Below are 18,147 nucleotides of genomic sequence, written 5' to 3' on the forward strand. Positions count from 1 at the left end.
GCTTGTGTGGACGCTAATGGGGGCCCCACTCACCCAGGGGGGGGCGGGGGCGCGGCGCCCCGGGGGGGGGGCCCCGGCGGGGGGGGGCCGCGCCCGGGCGCCGGGCGTTTGGGAGCGGGGGGGCCGCTGTCGGTCGTACGGGAGGAACGCCCCGTCAGGCGTCGATCTTGGCCATCGTCTCGTCGGAGACGTCGAAGTTGGCGAAGACGTTCTGCACGTCGTCGCTGTCCTCCAGCGCGTCGACCAGCTTGAAGATCTTGCGCGCGCCCTCCTCGTCCAGCTCGACCTGCATGGTCGGGACGAAGTTGGCGTCGGCCGAGTCATAGTCGATACCGGCCTCCTGGAGGGCGGTGCGGACCGCCACCAGGTCGGTTGCCTCGCTGAGGACCTCGAAGGACTCACCGAGGTCGTTGACCTCCTCGGCGCCCGCGTCCAGGACCGCGCCCAGGACGTCGTCCTCGGTCAGCTCACCCTTGGGGACGATCACGACGCCCTTGCGGTTGAAGAGGTACGACACCGAGCCCGGGTCGGCCATCGAGCCGCCGTTGCGGGTCATCGCGACGCGGACGTCGGAGGCGGCGCGGTTGCGGTTGTCGGTGAGGCACTCGATGAGCACCGCGACGCCGTTCGGACCGTAACCCTCGTACATGATCGTCTCGTAGTCGGCGCCACCGGCTTCGAGACCCGCACCGCGCTTGAGCGCGGAGTCGATGTTCTTGTTGGGAACCGACTGCTTCTTCGCCTTCTGGATGGCGTCGAAGAGCGTCGGGTTACCTTCCGGGTCGGCGCCGCCGGTCCGGGCCGCGACCTCGATGTTCTTGATCAGCTTCGCGAAGAGCTTGCCGCGCTTGGCATCGATCACGGCCTTCTTGTGCTTCGTCGTAGCCCATTTAGAGTGGCCGGACATCCGCCTGTCTCCTTCGCGTAACCCATTGAGAAACCAACGCGTGCGATCCTACCGGGAGCGCCTCAGGCCGCCCTACACACCATGTCGACGAAAAAGGCGTGCACACGGTGGTCGCCGGTCAGCTCCGGGTGGAACGACGTGGCGAGGACGTTACCTTGCCGGACGGCCACCGTGTGCCCGTTGTAGGTCGCGAGGACGTCGGTGGCAGCGCCGGTGGACTCGACCCAAGGCGCGCGGATGAAGACGCCGTGGACCGGCCCGCCGGGGATGCCCGTCATGTCGACGGCCGCCTCGAAGGACTCGTTCTGCCGTCCGAAGGCGTTACGGCGCACGATCATGTCGACGCCGCCGAGCGTCTCCTGGTCCGCGCGGGCGTCCAGGAGCTTGTCGGCGACCATGATCATTCCGGCGCAGGTGCCGTAGACCGGGCGGCCGGAGCGGACGAAGTCGCGCAGCGGCTCCAGCATCCCGAAGACGACGGCGAGCTTGGACATCGTGGTGGACTCGCCGCCCGGGATGACGAGCCCGTCGAGGTCGTCCAGCTCCTCGGGACGGCGCACCGGCCGGGCCAGGGCGTCCGCCGCGGCGAGCGCCACCAGGTGCTCGCGGACGTCGCCCTGGAGGGCCAGGACTCCGATGGTGGGGGTGGTCATGTACGTGCTCACCAGCCGCGGTTGGCGTACCGCTCGGCCTCGGGGAGGGTGTCGCAGTTGATGCCGACCATGGCCTCGCCCAGGTTGCGGGAGACGTCCGCGACGACCTTCGGGTCGTCGTAGAAGGTGGTGGCCTTCACGATCGCGGCGGCGCGCTTGGCGGGGTCGCCGGACTTGAAGATGCCGGAGCCGACGAAGACGCCCTCGGCGCCGAGCTGGCGCATCAGCGCGGCGTCGGCGGGGGTGGCGACGCCACCGGCGGAGAACAGCACGACGGGCAGCTTGCCCAGCTCGGCGACCTCCTTGACCAGCTCGAACGGGGCGCGCAGCTCCTTGGCGGCGGCGTACAGCTCGTTGTTGTCGCAGCCGCGCAGCTTGGCGATCTCGCCCTTGATCTGGCGGAGGTGACGGACCGCCTCGACGACGTTGCCGGTGCCGGCCTCGCCCTTGGAGCGGATCATGGCCGCACCCTCGGCGATGCGGCGCAGGGCCTCGCCGAGGTTGGTGGCGCCGCAGACGAAGGGGGTGGTGAAGGCCCACTTGTCGGAGTGGTTGACCTCGTCGGCGGGGGTGAGGACCTCGGACTCGTCGATGTAGTCGACGCCGAGGGACTGGAGGACCTGGGCCTCGACGAAGTGGCCGATGCGGGACTTGGCCATGACGGGGATGGAGACGGCCTCGATGATGGCGTCGATCATGTCCGGGTCGGACATCCGGGCGACGCCGCCGTCCTTGCGGATGTCGGCGGGCACCCGCTCCAGGGCCATGACGGCGACGGCGCCGGCGTCCTCGGCGATCTTCGCCTCTTCGGGCGTGACGACGTCCATGATCACGCCGCCCTTGAGCTGCTCGGCCATGCCGCGCTTGACGCGGGCGGTTCCGGTCTCGGAGTGCTGGGGCGTGGTGGGCGTGCTGGACACGGTTGACCTCACTCAGTGCGGGTGGTTGCGCTTCTTCACCCACACAACCGTTGGTGAGGGGGCCACGAAAAGGGCCAATTGGTGGCCGGTGGCTCGTGCCGCCCGGGGCAACCGCCGCGCGTCAGGCGGCCGTGTGCGGGTCCCCGAGGACGGCGGGCGGCTCGTCGTCCATCTCGAAGGCGAGGGGGAACGGCGCGTGCCCGGCGAGGCGGAAGTACCGCACGAGCCGGTGGCGGCGCACCGCGCGGGCGGCCCGCACCGCGTCGTTGTGGAAGCGGCGGGCCATGGGGACGCGGCGGACGGCGGCGGTCAGCTCCGCGAGGGTCTGTTCGCCGCCGGGCGCCGCGCCGACCGCGTCCACCTGCTCGCGCTCGCCGAGAGTGGCGCGGAGCGCCTGCGTCAGCTCGCTCTCGGCGACCTCGCGGCCGTCCTCCGGTGCCTGCCGGGCGGCGTGCGCCGCCTGATAGAGGACGATCGAGGCGGCGGGGTCGAGGACACCGGAGGTGCCGATCTCCTGGGCGACCGAGGCGCGCCGCAGCAGTTGCGCGTCGAGGGCGGCGCGCGCCGCGTCGATACGGGCGTGCAGCCGGTCGAGGCGGCCCGCGGTCCAGCTCAGGTAGATGCCGAAGAGGACGACGACAGCCGCGATCCAGATGAAGGTGGTCACGCGGCGTCACCCTACCGGCCCGGACGGCGTGCTCCGGGGGCACCGGCGGCCCCGGGGGTCACCCGCCGTAATCCTGGGCGGTCCGCCCGGCGGGTTCGTCGGCGGCGACGGAACGACCGGGCTCCGCGCCCTCGGTGACCGTCTCGTACACCGCGAGGATGTCGGCGCCGACCGTGGACCAGTCGAACCGCCGGACGTGCCGGGAGCCGCGTTCGCGCAGCTCGGCCAGGCGCGCGGGGTCGCGCAGCAGGCGGACGGCGGCGGTGGCGAGGGCGTCCGCGTCCTCGTTGGCGAAGAGCTCCCCGGCCTGGCCCTGGTCGAGGACCTGGGCGAACGCATCGAGGTCGCTGGCGAGGACGGCCGCCCCGGCCGACATCGCCTCGACGAGGATGATGCCGAAGGACTCGCCGCCGGTGTTCGGGGCGGCGTACAGGTCGACGCTGCGCAGCAGCCGGGCCTTGTCCTCGTCGCTGACCATGCCGAGGAACTCGACGTGGCGGCGGAGCTCGGGCGGCAGCGCGGCGACCGCCTCCTCCTCGTCGCCGCGCCCGGCGACCAGCAGCCGGGCGTCGGGGACCTCCGCGAGGATCGCGGGCAGCGCGCGCATCAGGACGGGCAGACCCTTGCGGGGTTCGTCGATCCGGCCGATGAAGCCGAGGGTGGCGCCGGGCTGCGCGCCGCCCTCGTCCCCGGCGCCCGCGGCCCCCGACTGCCAGGCGGCCTTGGGCTCGGCGCGGGCGAAGAAGTCGACGTCCACGCCGTTGGGGATGACCACCGCGTCGCCGCCGAGGTGCTCGACGAGGGTGCGGCGGGCGTACTCGCTGACCGCGATGCGCGCGCTGATCTTCTCCAGCGCCGGTTGCAGGATCGGGTACGCGGCGATCATCGCCCGGGAGCGCGGGTTGGAGGTGTGGAACGTCGCCACGATCGGCCCCCGCGCCGCCCAGCAGGAGAGCAGGCCGAGGGAGGGCGAGGCCGGTTCGTGGATGTGGATGACGTCGAAGGCGCCGTTCTGGAGCCAGCGGCGGACCCGGGCGGCGGAGAGGAAGCCGAAGTTCAGCCGGGCGACGGAGCCGTTGTACGGCACCGGCACGGCGCGGCCCGCGGAGACGACGTACGGCGGCAGCGGCGTCCCGTCGTCGGCGGGAGCGAGCACGGAGACGTGGTGGCCGCGGGAGAGGAGGTGTTCGGCGAGGTCGCGGATGTGGAACTGGACGCCGCCGGGGACGTCCCAGGCGTAGGGGCAGACGATGCCGATTCTCACGGCGTCTCCGTTCCACGGGCCGCGTCGCGCGGCTCCAGGTCGTCGAGCCAGAGGCGTTGCAGCATGTGCCAGTCCTCGGGGTGGTCGGCGATGCCGGAGGCGAAGGCATCGGCGAGCGCCTGGGTCATGACGGTGGCCTTCTCGGCGCGGGTGCCCTCCGCGGGGACCTCGATCTCGGGGTGGATCCGGCCGCGCATGACCGGCGTGCGGTCGTACCAGAGGGTGACGGGCAGCAGCATCGCGCCGGTGCGGGCGGCGAGCATCGCGGGTCCCGCGGGCATCTTCGCCGCGTGGCCGAAGAAGTCGACCTCGATGCCGGAGTGGGAGAGGTCGCGATCGGCGACGAGGCAGACCAGGCCACCGGCGCGCAGCCGCCGGGCAAGGGTGCCGAAGGCGGCGCCACCGGTGTGCGGCAGCACCTCCATGCCCAGGCCCTCACGGTAGGCGACGAAGCGGTCGTAGAGGGATTCCGGCTTGAGGCGTTGGGCGACGGTGGTGAAGGGGACACCGAGCGCGGTGGTGACCCAGACGCCCGCCAGGTCGTAGTTGCCCATGTGCGGCAGGGCGAGGATGACGCCGCGGTCGCTCGCCAGGGCGTCCTTGAGGCGCTGGACGTCCTGCGCGGCGAAGCCCGCCGTTATGCGGTCGGTACTCCAGGCGGGCAGCCGGAAGGACTCCATCCAGTAGCGCATGTACGAGCGCATCCCGGCGCGGGAGAGCTCGGTCAGCCGCTGCGGGGTGGCATCCGGGACGACGCGGGCGAGGTTGGCCTCCAGGCGCAGCACTCCCTTGCCACGGCGGCGCCAGGCGGCGTCGGCGATCGTGCGGCCCAGGCGCACCGCCACGCCTTCCGGCAGCTTCTTGACGGTGCTCCAGCCCAGCCCGTACAGGGCGTCGGTGAGCTTGTCGGTGGCGATGCGGCTCATACGCCGTTCCCCCCGTGCGCGACGGCGTCCGCCTCGGCGGACTCCCGGCGGACCGTCACCACCCGCTGGGCGAGGGTGACGGCGCTGCCGATGCCGACGATCCACAGGGCGATCGGCAGCAGAACCTGCACGCCGGGCACCCCGAAGGCGTGCAGCCCGGACAGGCCGCAGGCGACGAGGGTGATGACCAGCCGCTCGGCGCGTTCGACCAGACCGTTGACGTTCACCGGCAGCCCGATGGCCTCGCCGCGTGCCTTGGTGTACGAGACGACCTGGCCGCTGGCGAGGCAGAAGATCGCCATCGCGCAGAGCATCAGGCTGTCGCCGCGACCGGCGTACCAGAGGGCGAGGCCGCCGAAGATCGCGGAGTCGGCGACCCGGTCGAGGGTGGAGTCCAGGAAGGCGCCCCAGCGGCTGGAGCGTCCCAGCTGCCGCGCCATGTTGCCGTCGACCAGGTCGGAGAAGACGAAGAGGGTGGTGACGACGGTGCCCCAGAAGAATTCACCGCGGGGGTAGAAGACCAGGGCACCGGCGACCACGCCCCCCGTACCGAGGAGGGTGACCGCGTCCGGGCTGACGCCGAGGCGGATGAGCAGGGCGGCGAACGGCGTGAGAACACGCGTGAAGAACGCACGCGCGTACTTGTTCAGCATGGCCTTCCCGGAGGTCGATACGGGCCGTGCGGTCAAGGGGCCACCGGCTGGCCCATCGTAGCCAGGCGCTCCCCGGGCACCGCGCACCCACGGCGCCGCCCGGGGACGCCCGGCGACCTGCGGGGACCGCCACTCCCCCGCCGCTCCCTGTGGACGGGCCCCCACCGCGGTGGAAAGCTCGAATCACCGCAAAGGTGACGACCTGGAGGCGAGGGCATGAACGAGAAGCCGGGAGCCGGGGCGGCCGGCGGCCCCGCCGCCGTCCGCAATGTGGTGCTGGTCGGCCACAGCGGCGCGGGCAAGACCACCCTCGTGGAGACGCTGGCCCTGGCCGCCGGGGCCACCGGCCGCGCCGGGCGGGTCGAGGACGGCGACACCCTCTCCGACCAGGACCCGATCGAGCAGCGCAGACAGCGCTCGGTCCAGCTGTCACTGGTCCCCCTGGAGTGGCGCGGCTGCCGGATCAATCTGCTGGACACCCCCGGGTACGCCGACTTCGTCGGGGAGCTGCGGGCCGGGCTGCGGGCGGCGGACGCGGCCCTCTTCGTCGTCTCCGCCGCGGAGGACGTGGCCGGGGCGACCCGCGCGGTGTGGGAGGAGTGCGCGGCGGTCGGCATGCCGCGGGCGCTGGTCCTCACCCACCTCGACGCCGCCCGCGCCGATGTCACCACCGTCCTGCGCGGCTGCGGCGAAGCCCTCGGCGACGGCGACCCGGACGCCGTACTCCCCCTGTACCTCCCGCTGTACGGCGCGGCGGGCGCGGACGGCCACGCACCGGTGACGGGCCTGCTCGGGCTGTTGACGCGGCGGGTCGCCGAATACGCGTCGGGCGAACGCACCGAGCGGGACCCGGACGCCGCGGAACTGCCGCTGCTGGACGAGGCGCGCGGCCGCCTGATCGAGGGGATCATCGCGGAGAGCGAGGACGAAACGCTGATGGACCGCTATCTCGGCGGCGAGGAGCTGGACGTCGCGTCGCTCGTCGCCGACCTGGAGACGGCGGTCGCCCGCGGCACCTTCCACCCGGTGCTCGCCGCGGCCCCCGTCACCGGCTCCGCCCGGCAGGGCCTGGGCACCGTGGAGCTGCTGGACCTCCTCGTACGGGGCTTCCCGGCGGCGGGCGAGCGGACGGCCCCGGAGGTCACCACGCCCGATGGCGCGCCGCGTCCGCCGCTGGTCTGCGATCCGGCCGGGCCACTGGCGGCGGAGGTCGTCAAGACCACCTCCGATCCGTACGTCGGCAGACTGTCGCTGGTGCGGGTGTTCTCCGGCACGCTGCGGCCGGACGAGGCGGTGCACGTCTCGGGACACGGTCTGGAGGACCGCGGCCACGCCGACCACGATGTGCAGGAGCGGGTGGGGGCGCTGTCCGCGCCGTCCGGGAAGCAGCAGCGGCCGCTGGCGCAGGCGGTGGCCGGGGAGTTGGCGTGCGTGGCGAAGCTCGCCCGGGCGGAGACCGGCGACACGCTCTCGTCGTGCGGGGACCCGCTGCTGATGGCGCCGTGGACGATGCCCGATCCGCAGCTGCCGGTCGCGATCGAGGCGCACGGCAAGGCGGACGAGGACAAGCTCTCGCACGGGCTGGCGCGGCTGGTCGCGGAGGATCCGACGATGCGTCTGGAGCAGCATCCGCACACCGGCCAGGTGGTGTTGTGGTGTCTGGGCGAGGCGCACGCGGAGGTCGCGCTGGAGCGGCTGCGCACCCGTTACGGCGTCCGGGTCGACACCGTTCCGTACCGCGTACCGCTGCGGGAGACGTTCGGCGGTGCGGCGGCCGGGCGGGGGCGGCAGGTCAAACAGTCCGGCGGGCACGGCCAGTTCGCGATCTGCGAGATCGAGGTGGAGCCGCTGCCCGCGGGCTCCGGCGTCGAGTTCGTGGACACGGTGGTGGGCGGCGCGGTGCCGCGGCAGTTCATCACGTCGGTGGAGAAGGGGGTACGCGCCCAGGCGGCACAGGGGGTGGCGGCCGGGTATCCGCTCGTCGACGTCCGGGTCACGTTGCGGGACGGCAAGGCGCATGCGGTGGACTCGTCGGACGCGGCGTTCCAGGCGGCCGGGGCGCTGGCGCTGCGGGACGCGGCGGGACAGGTGCGGATCGAACTGCTCGAACCGGTCGCGGAGGTCGCGGTGTTGATTCCGGACGAGTTCGTCGGGCCGGTGATGAGCGATCTGTCCGGGCGGCGCGGCCGGGTGGTCGGCACCGAGCAGGAGGAGGTGGGCGACCGTACCTGGGTACGGGCCGAGGTGCCGGAGGCGGAGATCGCCCGGTACGCCGTCGATCTCCGCTCGCTCGCGCACGGCACGGGCCGCTTCACCCGGACCTATCTCCGGCACGAACCGATGCCGCAACAGCTGGCGGCGGCGGTGCGGCGGGGCCCGGAAATCGGCGCATAGTCAACGATTGACCGACCACCTGACCGGTCAACTCCCTTGGGCCCGGCGCCGCCTGTACGCTGGCCGGACGGGCTCGGCAGGTGTGCCAGGAGCGGTGAACGGGTAAAGAGCCGCGGCAGTGATGGTGCGGCGTTGGGGGCGGGCAGTGGCAGCAGACGGCTTCGACTTCAGTCCTGGGGCGCAGGTGCCGCTCCTGGGAGGCGCGGGACAGACCGCGGCGACCCAGGCGTTGGCCTCCGCCGCCTATCGGGACAGTCCGCTGGCCGATATCTCCAAGGCCGATTCGGATGCGGGCGCCTCCGAGATCAAGAAGCCCAAGCTCTCGCTGTTCGAGCCCAATCTCGGCGAGGCGTTCTCCCGGGCGATCCAGACGCGGATGCTCGGCGGCGGCCGCAAGGCGCTCATCCAGTCCTTCGGCACCGAGCCGCAGGTCATCGTCGAGCACTGCCTGGCGGCCACCCGTATCCGCAAGCAGCGGGACGCCAAGCTGACGGTCATCATGCTGCTGTGCGGGGTGGCGTTCCTGCCCGGTGTGCTGCTGTGGCTGGGCGGCTTCCAGGCGAAGAAGTACCTCGCCAAGGACGGCAAGACGTCCGTCGGCGGCTCGGCGCTCCTCGCCCTGCTCGCGGTGGCCGGGGTGGTCCTGCTGATCAAGCTGCCGGCGACGGGCTTCTGGCCGCTGTACGCGCGCGCCATGGTCATCGCCCCGGTGATCGGCTGGTGGTTCGCCAAGCAGATCTGCGAGCGGACGGCCGTACTGCTGCGCGAGGCGTGGCAGGGGCTGTTGGACGGCGGCGGGGTCGGCGCGAAGATCCCCGAGGCGGTGCCGGGCGATCCCGGTGAGATAGCGGCCGAAACCCTGCGGCACAATCTCGCCAAACTCTCCGCCGAGCAGCGCAGCAACGTCGTCTTCTACGCCGGTCCGCGCGGCATCCTCGGCATGGGGACACGCTGGGGCAGCTGGCATCTGGCCGAGGAGCTGAAGCCGGCGAAGGAGGGGACGGAGATCCATCCGTTCCGCAGCTGGGACGTGATCCGGGCGATCCACGACCGGCTGCGGATGCTGGAGCGCAGCCCGCTGCACACCGGCGGATTCCAGCAGGCGCCGCAGGTCAACCACTGGATCGTCTCGCCGGTCGGGGAGAAGGCCAAGGAGGTCAGCCGCCCGGACGGCACAGACACCGACGCCTTCCGGATCCGCGGCCACGAGATCGAGCGGATCTGCAACGAGCAGCAGTTCGGCAGCGGCAACCGCCACTACCTGGGCGTGCAGTTCGTGCTCTGGGACGGCCAGTTGGTGCTGACGCTGCTGATCACCGTCACGGTGCTGCACGAGACGCTGCGCATCGAGGTCACCGGTCACGCCCTCGGCCCGGTCAACTCCCTGTTCTCCGGCAAGCCGTCCCCCAAGACCAAAGAGGTCGCGAAGGTCATCAAGTTCTGGGAGACGCGCAAGCAGACGCTGCCGCTGATCGACACGGCCGAGGTCGTCCGCCTCGCCGCCCGCGCCCCGCTGACGTGGTTCCCGTCCGTGCTGGACTTCCTCGGCGGCAAGCTGGCGCTGCCCGAGCCGTTCGGGCTGCGGCACGTCTGGGCGGACAAGCCCTGGCGGCACCGTTTCATGGCCGATGACGCGCTGCGCGCGGCGACGCCCGTGCTGCGGGCGGTCCATACGGCCGCGGTGGGCGTGCTCAAGGAGAACGGCGTGGACATCGAGCGCTTCGAGGGCCGTTCGATGATGCTCAGCGGTCTGGTCCAGGGCGTCGAGCCGCGGAAGGCCGACGAGTACAGCGCCTGACCCGCGGCGGCCGTCCGCTCCCCGCTCTTCCGACTCCCGTACGGGTCCGCCCGTACGGGAGTCGGCCGTTGTGCGGGCTCAGCGGAAGATGCCGGTGTGGCCCAGGGAGTAGCGGCCGGGCTGCGGGTAGACCGCGAGGCCGTGCGGGCCGTTCCCGACGGGGATCTTCGCCAGGGTCTCCCCCGTACGGGTGTCGAGGGCGTAGACCTCGGAGTGGTAGCGGCCGGAGAGCCACAGGACCTTGCCGTCGGCGGAGACGCCGCCCATGTCGGGGCTGCCGCCGCCGCGGATGTGCCATTTGCCGGTGAGGCGGCCGGTGGCGAAGTCCAGCAGGGAGATGGTGCCCTCGCCGCGGTTGGAGATGTACATCTGCTTCGAGTCGCGGCTGACGTAGAGGCCGTGGGCGCCCTTGCCGGTGCGCAGCAGCTTCGGCCGGGTGAAGTGGTCGCCGTCGAGAACCCACACCCCGTCGGACGTCATATCGGCGACGTACCAGGTCTTCCCGTCCGGGGAGAGCTTGACGTCCTGCGGCATCGCGCCGTACTGCGGCAGCTTCTGCTGGCCGGTCACCGCCATCTTCGCGGTGTCGACCTTGAGCAGTTCGCCGGAGAACTCGCAGGAGACGATGAAGTACCGGCCGTCGGCGGAGAAGTCGGCGTGGTTGACCCCGGCGCAGGTCACCTCCACGGTCTTGCGGACCTCCATGGTGTGCGGGTCGCGGAAGACCAGCTGCTTGTCCATCGACGCCATCACGATCGCGTACTTGCCGTCGGGCGTGAAGTAGAGGTTGTACGGGTCGTGCACCGCGACGGTCTTGCCCGCCTTGCCGGTGCGCGGGTCGACCGGGGTGAGGCTGTTGCCGCGGTCGTTGTTGACCCACAGCGTCTTCAGGTCCCAGGACGGTACGACGTGCTGCGGCTGCACGCCCACCGGCATGGTCCGCACGACCTTGTACGTCCGCGGGTCGATGACGCTGACCGTGTTGGAGATGGTGTTGGGGACGTACACCATCGACGGATAGTCCTTGACCTGCGGGACGAGCTTGCCCGGCCGGTCCGCGGCGTAGATGTCGTGCGGGTCGAGCAGCGGCGGCATGCCGGGCAGACCGGGGCGGGCGGCCGCCGCCGGGGACGGGCTCGCGGGGCGCGGGGTGTGCCCGGGGCGGGCGGCGGTGCCGTCCGCCCCGCATCCGGCGGCGAGCAGCGCGCACGCGGCGGCCAGCAGGGCCGCCTTCCCCGGGGTGCGGCGGAGGGCGGGGGTCCGGTCAGCCATCAGGTCACCAGCTCCGTAGTCGTCACCGCGCGCAGACCGCGCCGGTGCAGGCCGTCGAGGATCGGGGGCAGCGCGGCAACGGTGCCGGGGTGCCCGAGGTGGAGGCTGACGACCGAGCCGGGCCGGGCACCGTCCAGCACCGTGCGCTGGACGGCGGGCGCGCCGGGGTCGTCGGCGTCGAGGGAGTCGAGGTCGTACGAGAGGACGTGCGGGTATCCGGCCCGACGGGCCAGGCGGATCACCTGGTCGGTGGCGTACTGCGTCCGCGAGGGGCGGAACCAGCTGCCGATGGTGCCGGTGAGGGCCCGCAACCGGTCGGCGCAGCCGGTGATCTCGGCGTACGCCTCGTCCTCGGGCAGGGCGCAGATGGTGCGGTGGTGGAGGGTGTGGTTGCCGAGTTCGTGGCCGCCGTCGAGGATGCGGCGGGCCATCGCGGGCTGTTCGTCGAGCCAGGTGCCGACCGCCAGCACGGTGAGGCGGGCACCCGCCCGCTCGGCCTCGCGGAGCAGCGCGGTGGCGGTCTTCGGGTCGCCCTGGCCGTGGAAGGTCAGCGCGACCGCGTCGCCCCGCCGGGGGCCGTGCGCGATCTGTGCGGGAAGGCCCGGCGCGCGGGTGGGCGGCCGGGCGGCGTGCGCCGGGCGGGGCGAGGCCGGGCGCGGGGTGGCCGGGGCGGTGGCGCGGGCGGCCGCGGGGGCCGCGCCGCTCCGGGTGCAGGCGGTGGCGGCCGCCCCGGCGGCGGCCACGGCGGCAGCGCGTAGCACGGAACGGCGGTCCGGTGAAGTCACCACTCCATTACAGAGCGGGACGGACCGAGTGGAGGTCTTTTGTTCGGCCCTTCGGAGGAGTGGCGCCTGCTGCCGGAGCGCCGGACCAGGCCCCGGGACGCGCGCACGGGCCCCGGGGCGGCGGTGTCGCCAGGGGGTTTCTTCTCGATCTCCGTGGGCCCCGCGGAGATCGAGAAGACACCGCCTATGCGGGCCAGGCGTCCGCGAGCATCCGCCGGGTGTCGGCGAGCAGCTGCGGCAGGACCTTGGTGTGGCCGACCACCGGCATGAAGTTGGTGTCGCCGCCCCAGCGCGGGACGACGTGCTGGTGCAGGTGGGCGGCGATGCCCGCACCGGCCACCGCGCCCTGGTTCATGCCGATGTTGAAGCCGTGCGCCCCCGACGCGGTGCGCAGCGCGGTCATCGCGTGCTTGGTCAGCTCCGCCAGCTCCGCGGTCTCCGCGCCGTCCAGCTCGGTGTAGTCCGCGACGTGCCGGAACGGCACCACCATCAGATGCCCGCCGTTGTACGGGTAGAGGTTCAGCACCGCGTAGACGTGCTCACCGCGGGCGATCACCAGACCGTCCTCGTCGGACTTGGCGGGGATCGCGCAGAACGGACAGCCGTCGTCGGCCCCAGGGCCGCTCGGCTTGTTCTCCCCCTGGATGTACGCCATCCGGTGGGGCGTCCACAGGCGCTGGAAGGCGTCCTGTGTCCCGACTCCGATCTGCTGCTCCGGCTCGCTCGTCATACCGGCCAGCATATGGCGTCCGCCGTCCGCGGCGTGTCGCCGGGGCGCACCGCGCACTGCCCGATGCCGGGCCGATGGACCGCGCCCCGTCACCGTGTGTGGCTCCTCGTCGCCACCGGGCTGATGTGCACCGGGGTCGCGCCGGTCGGCGCGGTGGTCGGCACGTTCTCCTCCTGGCTGGTGCGGCGCTTCCGGCAGGAGGGCGAGGAGTGAGGCGGGGCCGGGCCCGGGGCGTACGGGAAACCGGCGGGGGGCGGCGGGGGGGGGGGGGCCGCGGGCCGGCGGGGCGCGGGGGCCGGGGCGCGCGCGCCGTGAGCCGCGCCACGCGCGCCGCCCGCGGGCGGCGCGCCCCCCGGGGGCCCCCCCCCGACGGGTCAGCGCTGACTCACACCTGGATCCGGCGCTCCACCGCGTCCACGATCTCGGCGATCGCCTCGGCGCGCGGGATGCCGTTCTTCTGCGAGCCGTCGCGGTAGCGGAAGGAGACCGCGCCGTTGGCGACGTCCTCGTCACCGGCGATGACCATGAAGGGCACCTTGCTCTTCTGGGCGTTGCGGATCTTCTTCTGCATGCGGTCCGACGACGCGTCGACGTCGATCCGCAGCCCCTGGGCGCGCGCCTCGGCGGCGAACTCCTGGAGGTACGGGACGTGGCTGTCGCCGATCGGGATGCCGGTGGCCTGGACGGGGGCGAGCCACACGGGGAAGGCGCCCGCGTAGTGCTCCAGAAGCACGCCGAAGAACCGCTCGATCGAACCGAACAGCGCGCGGTGGATCATGACGGGCTGCTGCTTGGAGCCGTCCGCCGCGGTGTACTCAAGGTGGAACCGCTTGGGCTGGTTGAAGTCCACCTGGATCGTCGACATCTGCCAGGACCGGCCGATGGCGTCCTTCGCCTGCACGGAGATCTTCGGGCCGTAGTACGCGGCGCCGCCCGGGTCGGGGACGAGCGGCAGGCCCTGCTTCTCGGCGGCCAGGCGCAGCGCCTCGGTGGCCTCGGCCCAGTCCTCGTCGGTGCCGATGAACTTGTCGGATTCGTCGCGGGTGGACAGCTCCAGCTCGAACTCGCTCAGGCCGTAGTCGCGCAGCAGGTCCAGCACGAAGGTCAGGAGCGTGTCCAGCTCCTCGGGCATCTGGTCCTTGGTGCAGTAGATGTGCGAGTCGTCCTGGGTGAAGCCGCGCGAGCGGGTCAGGCCGTGCACGACGCCCGACTTCTCGTAGCGGTACACCGTGCCGAACTCGAAGAGCCGCAGGGGCAGTTCACGGTAGGAACGGCCGCGCGACTTGAAGATCAGGTTGTGCATCGGGCAGTTCATCGCCTTGAGGCGGTAGTTCTGCTCGTCGAACTCGATGGCCGGGAACATGCCCTCCGCGTAGTGCGGCAGGTGCCCCGAGATCTCGAAGAGCTTCTCCTTCGAGAGGTGCGGGGTGTTCACGAACTCGTAGCCGGAGACCTCGTGGCGCTTGCGGGAGTAGGTCTCCATCTCCTTGCGGATGACGCCGCCCTTGGGGTGGAACACCGCGAGGCCCGGGCCGAGCTCCTCCGGGAAGGAGAAGAGGTCCAGCTCGGCGCCGAGCTTGCGGTGGTCGCGCTTCTCGGCCTCGGCCAGGAACTCCAGGTGGGCCTTGAGCTCGTCCTTGGTCGGCCAGGCGGTGCCGTAGATCCGCTGGAGCTGCTTGTTCTTCTCGCTGCCGCGCCAGTAGGCGGCGGCCGAGCGCATCAGCTTGAAGGCCGGGATGACGCGGGTGCTGGGCAGGTGCGGGCCGCGGCAGAGGTCCTTCCAGCACAGCTCGCCGGTCTTGGCGTCGAGGTTGTCGTAGATGGTCAGCTCGCCGCCGCCCACCTCGGCGTCGGCGCCCTCGGCGGCCTCGGCGGCGTTGCCCTTGAGGCCGATCAGCTCCAGCTTGTACGGCTCGTCGGCCAGCTCGACGCGGGCGTCCTCGTCGGTGGTGACCCGGCGCGCGAACTTCTGGCCGCGCTTCTGGATCTCCTGCATCTTCTTCTCGATGCGCTTGAGGTCGTCCGGGTGGAACGGGGTCTCCACGTCGAAGTCGTAGTAGAAGCCGTCCTTGATGGGCGGGCCGATGCCGAGCTTGGCCTGCGGGAACAGCTCCTGCACGGCCTGCGCCATCACGTGTGCGGTGGAGTGCCGCAGGATGTTCAGGCCGTCCTCGGAGGTGATCTCGACGGGCTCGACGGTCTCGCCGTCGGCCACCTCGTACGCCAGGTCCTTCAGCTCCCCGGCCACCCGCGCGGCGACGACGGCGCGCTCGCCCTGGAAGAGGTCGGCGGCCGTAGTGCCCGTGGTCACCACGCGTTCTTCCCGCTCGGAATCGCGTTGGACGGTCACACGGACGTCTGACACCGGTCTCTCCTGTCATGTCTGCTGCACGTCAGCGATTGCTGCGCAGGCAAATCGTACCGATCCCGCGGACCGGACCGCGAAACGGTTTACCGGGGCCCGGCCTCCCCGGGGCGGGCGGGCCCGGCGGGCCGCCTTTGGGGCGACTGTTCTCCGGGGTGCCCCAGGGGCGACGGTTCCTCCGGGCGCCCTATGGCCCGGCGGTTCGCCCGAGCGCCCTTGGGGCGACGATTCCCCGGGGCGCCCTATGATCCGGCGGTTCCGCCGAGCGCCCCTGGGGACGACGGTTTCACGACGGCTCCCCGGGTTCCGCCTCCGTCTCCCCCGTAGGCAGCGGTACGACGCCGCGCGCCCCGGTGAGGCGCCGGAAACCGCCGCGGCTCTCCAGACGGCCGCTGATCCGGACCGGCAGGTTCATCAGATGGGCCTGGCCCGCGACGCGGTAGTCGTCGTCGCCGAGCGCGATCCGTACCTGCTCGACGTCCGCCCCGGAGATCACCCGCAGCCGTACCACTCCCCCGCCGGGCCGCTCCCGGTGCAGCCGCACCACCGCGCCGGTCACCCGTACCGGGAGCGACGGTTCGCCGCGTACGTAGCGCTGGGCGGCGTCCGCCAGCGCCGGGAGGTCGCCCGGGGTGAACTCCACGGGCCCGGGGCGGACCGGGCAGCCGGGCGGCGGGCCCGCGCCGGGCGACCAGTCCACCGTGATCCGGATGCCGCCGCCCTCGTGGACCAGCGCGATCAGCGCCTGCACCAGCTCATGGCAGACGCCGAACGCCACCGCCGCATCGAACGCCTCGACGCCTCCGGTGGCGCGCCGGTGATCGGTGGCGTCGCGGGCCGCGCGCAGCGCCCGGTGCAGAGTGATCACCGGGCCCCGGCCGACCGACACCGGGAGGAACGCGGCGAGCCGACGGCCCTCCGGCGCCGGTCCGAGCAGCGCCTCCCCCAGGAAGCGCTCCGTGTGGCCGCGGTAGCGGGACCCGTAGTACCCGGCGCGGGCGCAGCTGCCCAGCGCCGCGGCGGACAGCATCGCGCGCGCCGCACCGCGCAACTGCTCCTGCGCCACCCAGCGCGCCACCACCGACCCGCTCCCCGGCGCCAGCCGCTCCCAGCGCACCTCGTCGCTGAGCGCCGCCATCCCCAGCAGCACCTCCCGGGCGTACGGTGCCGGGCTGACGCTGAGGGTGGCCAGCGCCTCGGCGAGCAGATCGGCGCACTCGGGGAAGCGCTGGTCCTGCGGCACCAGCAGCCCGGCGCCGCCGCCCGGCGGGGTCCAGCGCGCGTACCGCCCGCCGGGGCCGCCCGTCCGGTGCCAGCCGTGCCGGGCCAACAACGCGCCGAGGATCGCGGGGTCGATGGCCGCCGGGTCGGGCAACGGGATACCGGCGCCCGGCAGCTGCGGGCCCGGCGCGGCGGGGTCGTCGGTCGGCCGGTGCATCACACTCTCCCTCCCGGCCCGGTCCGCGCCGGAACCAGGGCGCGGTGGTCGAAGTACCGCGGCCGGTGACCGGGGGCCGGCCGGGTCGTCCAGTGGCAGCGGTACGGGGCAGCCGGGCCCGCCGGGGTGTGCGGCGGGGCGGGTGCGGTGCGCGGGGACGGCGGCCCCGGGCCGGGCGCGGGCGCGCCGGGTGCCGGCGGGTCTCGCGGGAGTGCTTCGGTACGACGGGAGTCCGCGGCCGGACGTGCACCACACCCCGTCCTCTTGGTTTGTCTCCCCGTCAAGAGGCCCGCAAACAAAAGCGGTTCGGCGACACCACGAGGCGGGTATCACCTGCTCGGGCCCAGGTTCGTCAGCCGGGAGCGGCCGGCCGGCGCCGGGGCGCCCGCGCCGTGATGTCGGAGTGCGAGGAGTGGCGATGGTGCCGTGCTGGTACGACGGTCCGCTGGCGGCGTTCGGCGTCGGGACGACCGGAGACGATCCCGAGACCGACCGCATCGTCGCGGCGGCGCTGGCGGTCCAGGAGACCCCGGGCGCCTCCCCGGCGCTCACCTGCTGGCTGATCAGCCCCGGTGTGGAGACACCCGAGGCGGCGACGGCGGCGCACGGCCTGACCGCCGGGCATCTCGCGCGCCGCGGCCGCTGGCCTGCGCCCGCGGTCGACGAGATCGCGCGGGCTCTGAGCTCGCAAGCGGCGTCCGGCCGCCCGGTGGCCGTGCTGGACGCTCCGTTCACCCTGACGCTCCTGGACCGCGAGGCGACGCGCCACCGCGCCACCTCCCTGACCGGCTATCTCGGCAGCCACCCCCTGCACGTCCTCGACCCGCTGGTCCTCGACACCCACCTGGACCGCTACCGCAAGGGCGCCCGCACCCTCCCCGGCCTCTGCGCGCCCTACGACGTCAAGCCGTCCGACAGCGGGCACGGCACCGGGCGCACCGCCGACGACGTGCTCACCGTCCTGGAGCTGGTCCGCGCGCTGGGCCGACGCTTCGCTGCCCGCCTCGCCCGACTGCGGCCGGACGAACTCCACACCCTTCAGACGACGTGGTACGAGGCTCAGGTACACGACCGGCACACGTGGTTCCCGCGCGGCGGCGCGGCCGACGGGCAGTGGCCGATGCGGCCCGCGGCCCAGGAAAGGTGAGGTGGATTCCGCACCGTCAGGAAATGCGCGGGCAGTTCGGGAATTGCCGCCACAACGAAAAGGGGGGGGGGGGGGGAAAAAAAGCCCCCCCCCCCACCCCGAGGGGGGGGGTCCGCTGGTGTTTGACATTGAAAAACCCCGGTGCGCGGGGCGGTTCCGGCTGGTGGGGGGGTTGGGCGACGTGGCCGTCGAGACCGGCGCCCTCGAACCGCTCGAACCACTCCCGCG

Annotated in this window: 16 protein-coding genes; 4 read left to right on the forward strand and 12 right to left on the reverse strand. The window is 72.8% G+C overall.

Features of this window, described 5'->3' with window-relative positions; all coding sequences use genetic code 11:
• Positions 1–154: 154 nt before the first annotated feature.
• The 7 genes from ACFWWQ_RS10310 to pgsA all read right to left on the reverse strand — a co-directional run bounded on the left by ACFWWQ_RS10310 (position 155) and on the right by pgsA (position 5,990).
• Entirely contained in the window at positions 155–907 is a 753-nt protein-coding gene (locus tag ACFWWQ_RS10310) for a YebC/PmpR family DNA-binding transcriptional regulator (protein WP_143943684.1), read from the reverse strand.
• A 62-nt stretch (positions 908–969) separates the two neighbouring features.
• Entirely contained in the window at positions 970–1,560 is a 591-nt protein-coding gene (gene pdxT, locus ACFWWQ_RS10315; protein WP_384593204.1) for a pyridoxal 5'-phosphate synthase glutaminase subunit PdxT, read from the reverse strand.
• An 8-nt stretch (positions 1,561–1,568) separates the two neighbouring features.
• Complete coding sequence (gene pdxS / locus ACFWWQ_RS10320; protein WP_384593207.1) at positions 1,569–2,480, reverse strand: pyridoxal 5'-phosphate synthase lyase subunit PdxS; 912 nt, start codon at positions 2,478–2,480, stop codon at positions 1,569–1,571.
• Between the two features lie 121 nt (positions 2,481–2,601).
• A complete protein-coding gene (locus ACFWWQ_RS10325) occupies positions 2,602–3,147 on the reverse strand; it encodes a hypothetical protein (RefSeq protein ID WP_384593210.1) in 546 nt (181 codons plus the stop codon).
• Positions 3,148–3,205: 58 nt separating this feature from the next.
• Positions 3,206–4,411, reverse strand: a complete 1,206-nt coding sequence (locus ACFWWQ_RS10330; RefSeq protein WP_384593213.1) for a glycosyltransferase family 4 protein — start codon at positions 4,409–4,411, stop codon at positions 3,206–3,208.
• Positions 4,408–5,337: a phosphatidylinositol mannoside acyltransferase gene (locus tag ACFWWQ_RS10335; RefSeq protein ID WP_384593216.1), complete on the reverse strand. Its 930-nt coding sequence runs from the start codon at positions 5,335–5,337 to the stop codon at positions 4,408–4,410. Before ACFWWQ_RS10335 ends, ACFWWQ_RS10330 begins: the two co-directional genes overlap by 4 nt.
• Complete coding sequence (gene pgsA, locus ACFWWQ_RS10340) at positions 5,334–5,990, reverse strand: phosphatidylinositol phosphate synthase (RefSeq protein ID WP_384593219.1); 657 nt, start codon at positions 5,988–5,990, stop codon at positions 5,334–5,336. Before pgsA ends, ACFWWQ_RS10335 begins: the two co-directional genes overlap by 4 nt.
• A 216-nt stretch (positions 5,991–6,206) precedes the next feature.
• On the opposite strand from pgsA, the gene ACFWWQ_RS10345 reads away from it, so the two are divergent.
• Entirely contained in the window at positions 6,207–8,384 is a 2,178-nt protein-coding gene (locus ACFWWQ_RS10345) for an elongation factor G-like protein EF-G2 (protein ID WP_384593222.1), read from the forward strand.
• Positions 8,385–8,505: 121 nt separating this feature from the next.
• Positions 8,506–10,182, forward strand: coding sequence for a hypothetical protein (locus ACFWWQ_RS10350; protein WP_384593353.1), 1,677 nt, complete (start codon positions 8,506–8,508; stop codon positions 10,180–10,182).
• A gap of 78 nt (positions 10,183–10,260) precedes the next feature.
• Here the strand turns inward: ACFWWQ_RS10350 and ACFWWQ_RS10355 are convergent, their stop codons facing one another.
• The 3 genes from ACFWWQ_RS10355 to ACFWWQ_RS10365 all read right to left on the reverse strand — a co-directional run bounded on the left by ACFWWQ_RS10355 (position 10,261) and on the right by ACFWWQ_RS10365 (position 12,981).
• Positions 10,261–11,454, reverse strand: a complete 1,194-nt coding sequence (locus ACFWWQ_RS10355; RefSeq protein ID WP_384593225.1) for a YncE family protein — start codon at positions 11,452–11,454, stop codon at positions 10,261–10,263.
• A complete protein-coding gene (locus tag ACFWWQ_RS10360) occupies positions 11,454–12,239 on the reverse strand; it encodes a polysaccharide deacetylase family protein (protein WP_384593228.1) in 786 nt (261 codons plus the stop codon). The genes ACFWWQ_RS10355 and ACFWWQ_RS10360 overlap by 1 nt, the downstream gene beginning before the upstream one ends.
• A gap of 184 nt (positions 12,240–12,423) precedes the next feature.
• Positions 12,424–12,981, reverse strand: coding sequence for an HIT family protein (locus ACFWWQ_RS10365; RefSeq protein ID WP_384593231.1), 558 nt, complete (start codon positions 12,979–12,981; stop codon positions 12,424–12,426).
• Here ACFWWQ_RS10365 and ACFWWQ_RS10370 point away from each other — a divergent pair, their 5' ends adjacent.
• A complete protein-coding gene (locus ACFWWQ_RS10370) occupies positions 12,982–13,182 on the forward strand; it encodes a hypothetical protein (protein WP_384593234.1) in 201 nt (66 codons plus the stop codon).
• 172 nt (positions 13,183–13,354) lie between these two features.
• On the opposite strand, the gene thrS is transcribed toward ACFWWQ_RS10370, so the two are convergent.
• Together thrS and ACFWWQ_RS10380 are read right to left on the reverse strand one after the other, a co-directional pair.
• Complete coding sequence (thrS, locus tag ACFWWQ_RS10375) at positions 13,355–15,334, reverse strand: threonine--tRNA ligase (RefSeq protein ID WP_384593237.1); 1,980 nt, start codon at positions 15,332–15,334, stop codon at positions 13,355–13,357.
• Positions 15,335–15,620: 286 nt separating this feature from the next.
• Positions 15,621–16,772 carry a hypothetical protein gene (locus ACFWWQ_RS10380; protein ID WP_384593240.1) on the reverse strand — a complete coding sequence of 384 codons (1,152 nt, stop codon included), beginning with the start codon at positions 16,770–16,772 and terminating at the stop codon, positions 15,621–15,623.
• 421 nt (positions 16,773–17,193) lie between these two features.
• Here ACFWWQ_RS10380 and ACFWWQ_RS10385 point away from each other — a divergent pair, with 421 nt between their 5' ends.
• On the forward strand, positions 17,194–17,919 hold the full coding sequence (locus tag ACFWWQ_RS10385) for a 3'-5' exonuclease (RefSeq protein ID WP_384593356.1): 726 nt from the start codon (positions 17,194–17,196) through the stop codon (positions 17,917–17,919).
• Positions 17,920–18,147 lie beyond the last annotated feature (228 nt).

It is taken from the genome of Streptomyces sp. NPDC059080, assembly GCF_042739975.1.
GTDB classification, from domain to species: Bacteria; Actinomycetota; Actinomycetes; order Streptomycetales; family Streptomycetaceae; genus Streptomyces; species Streptomyces benahoarensis.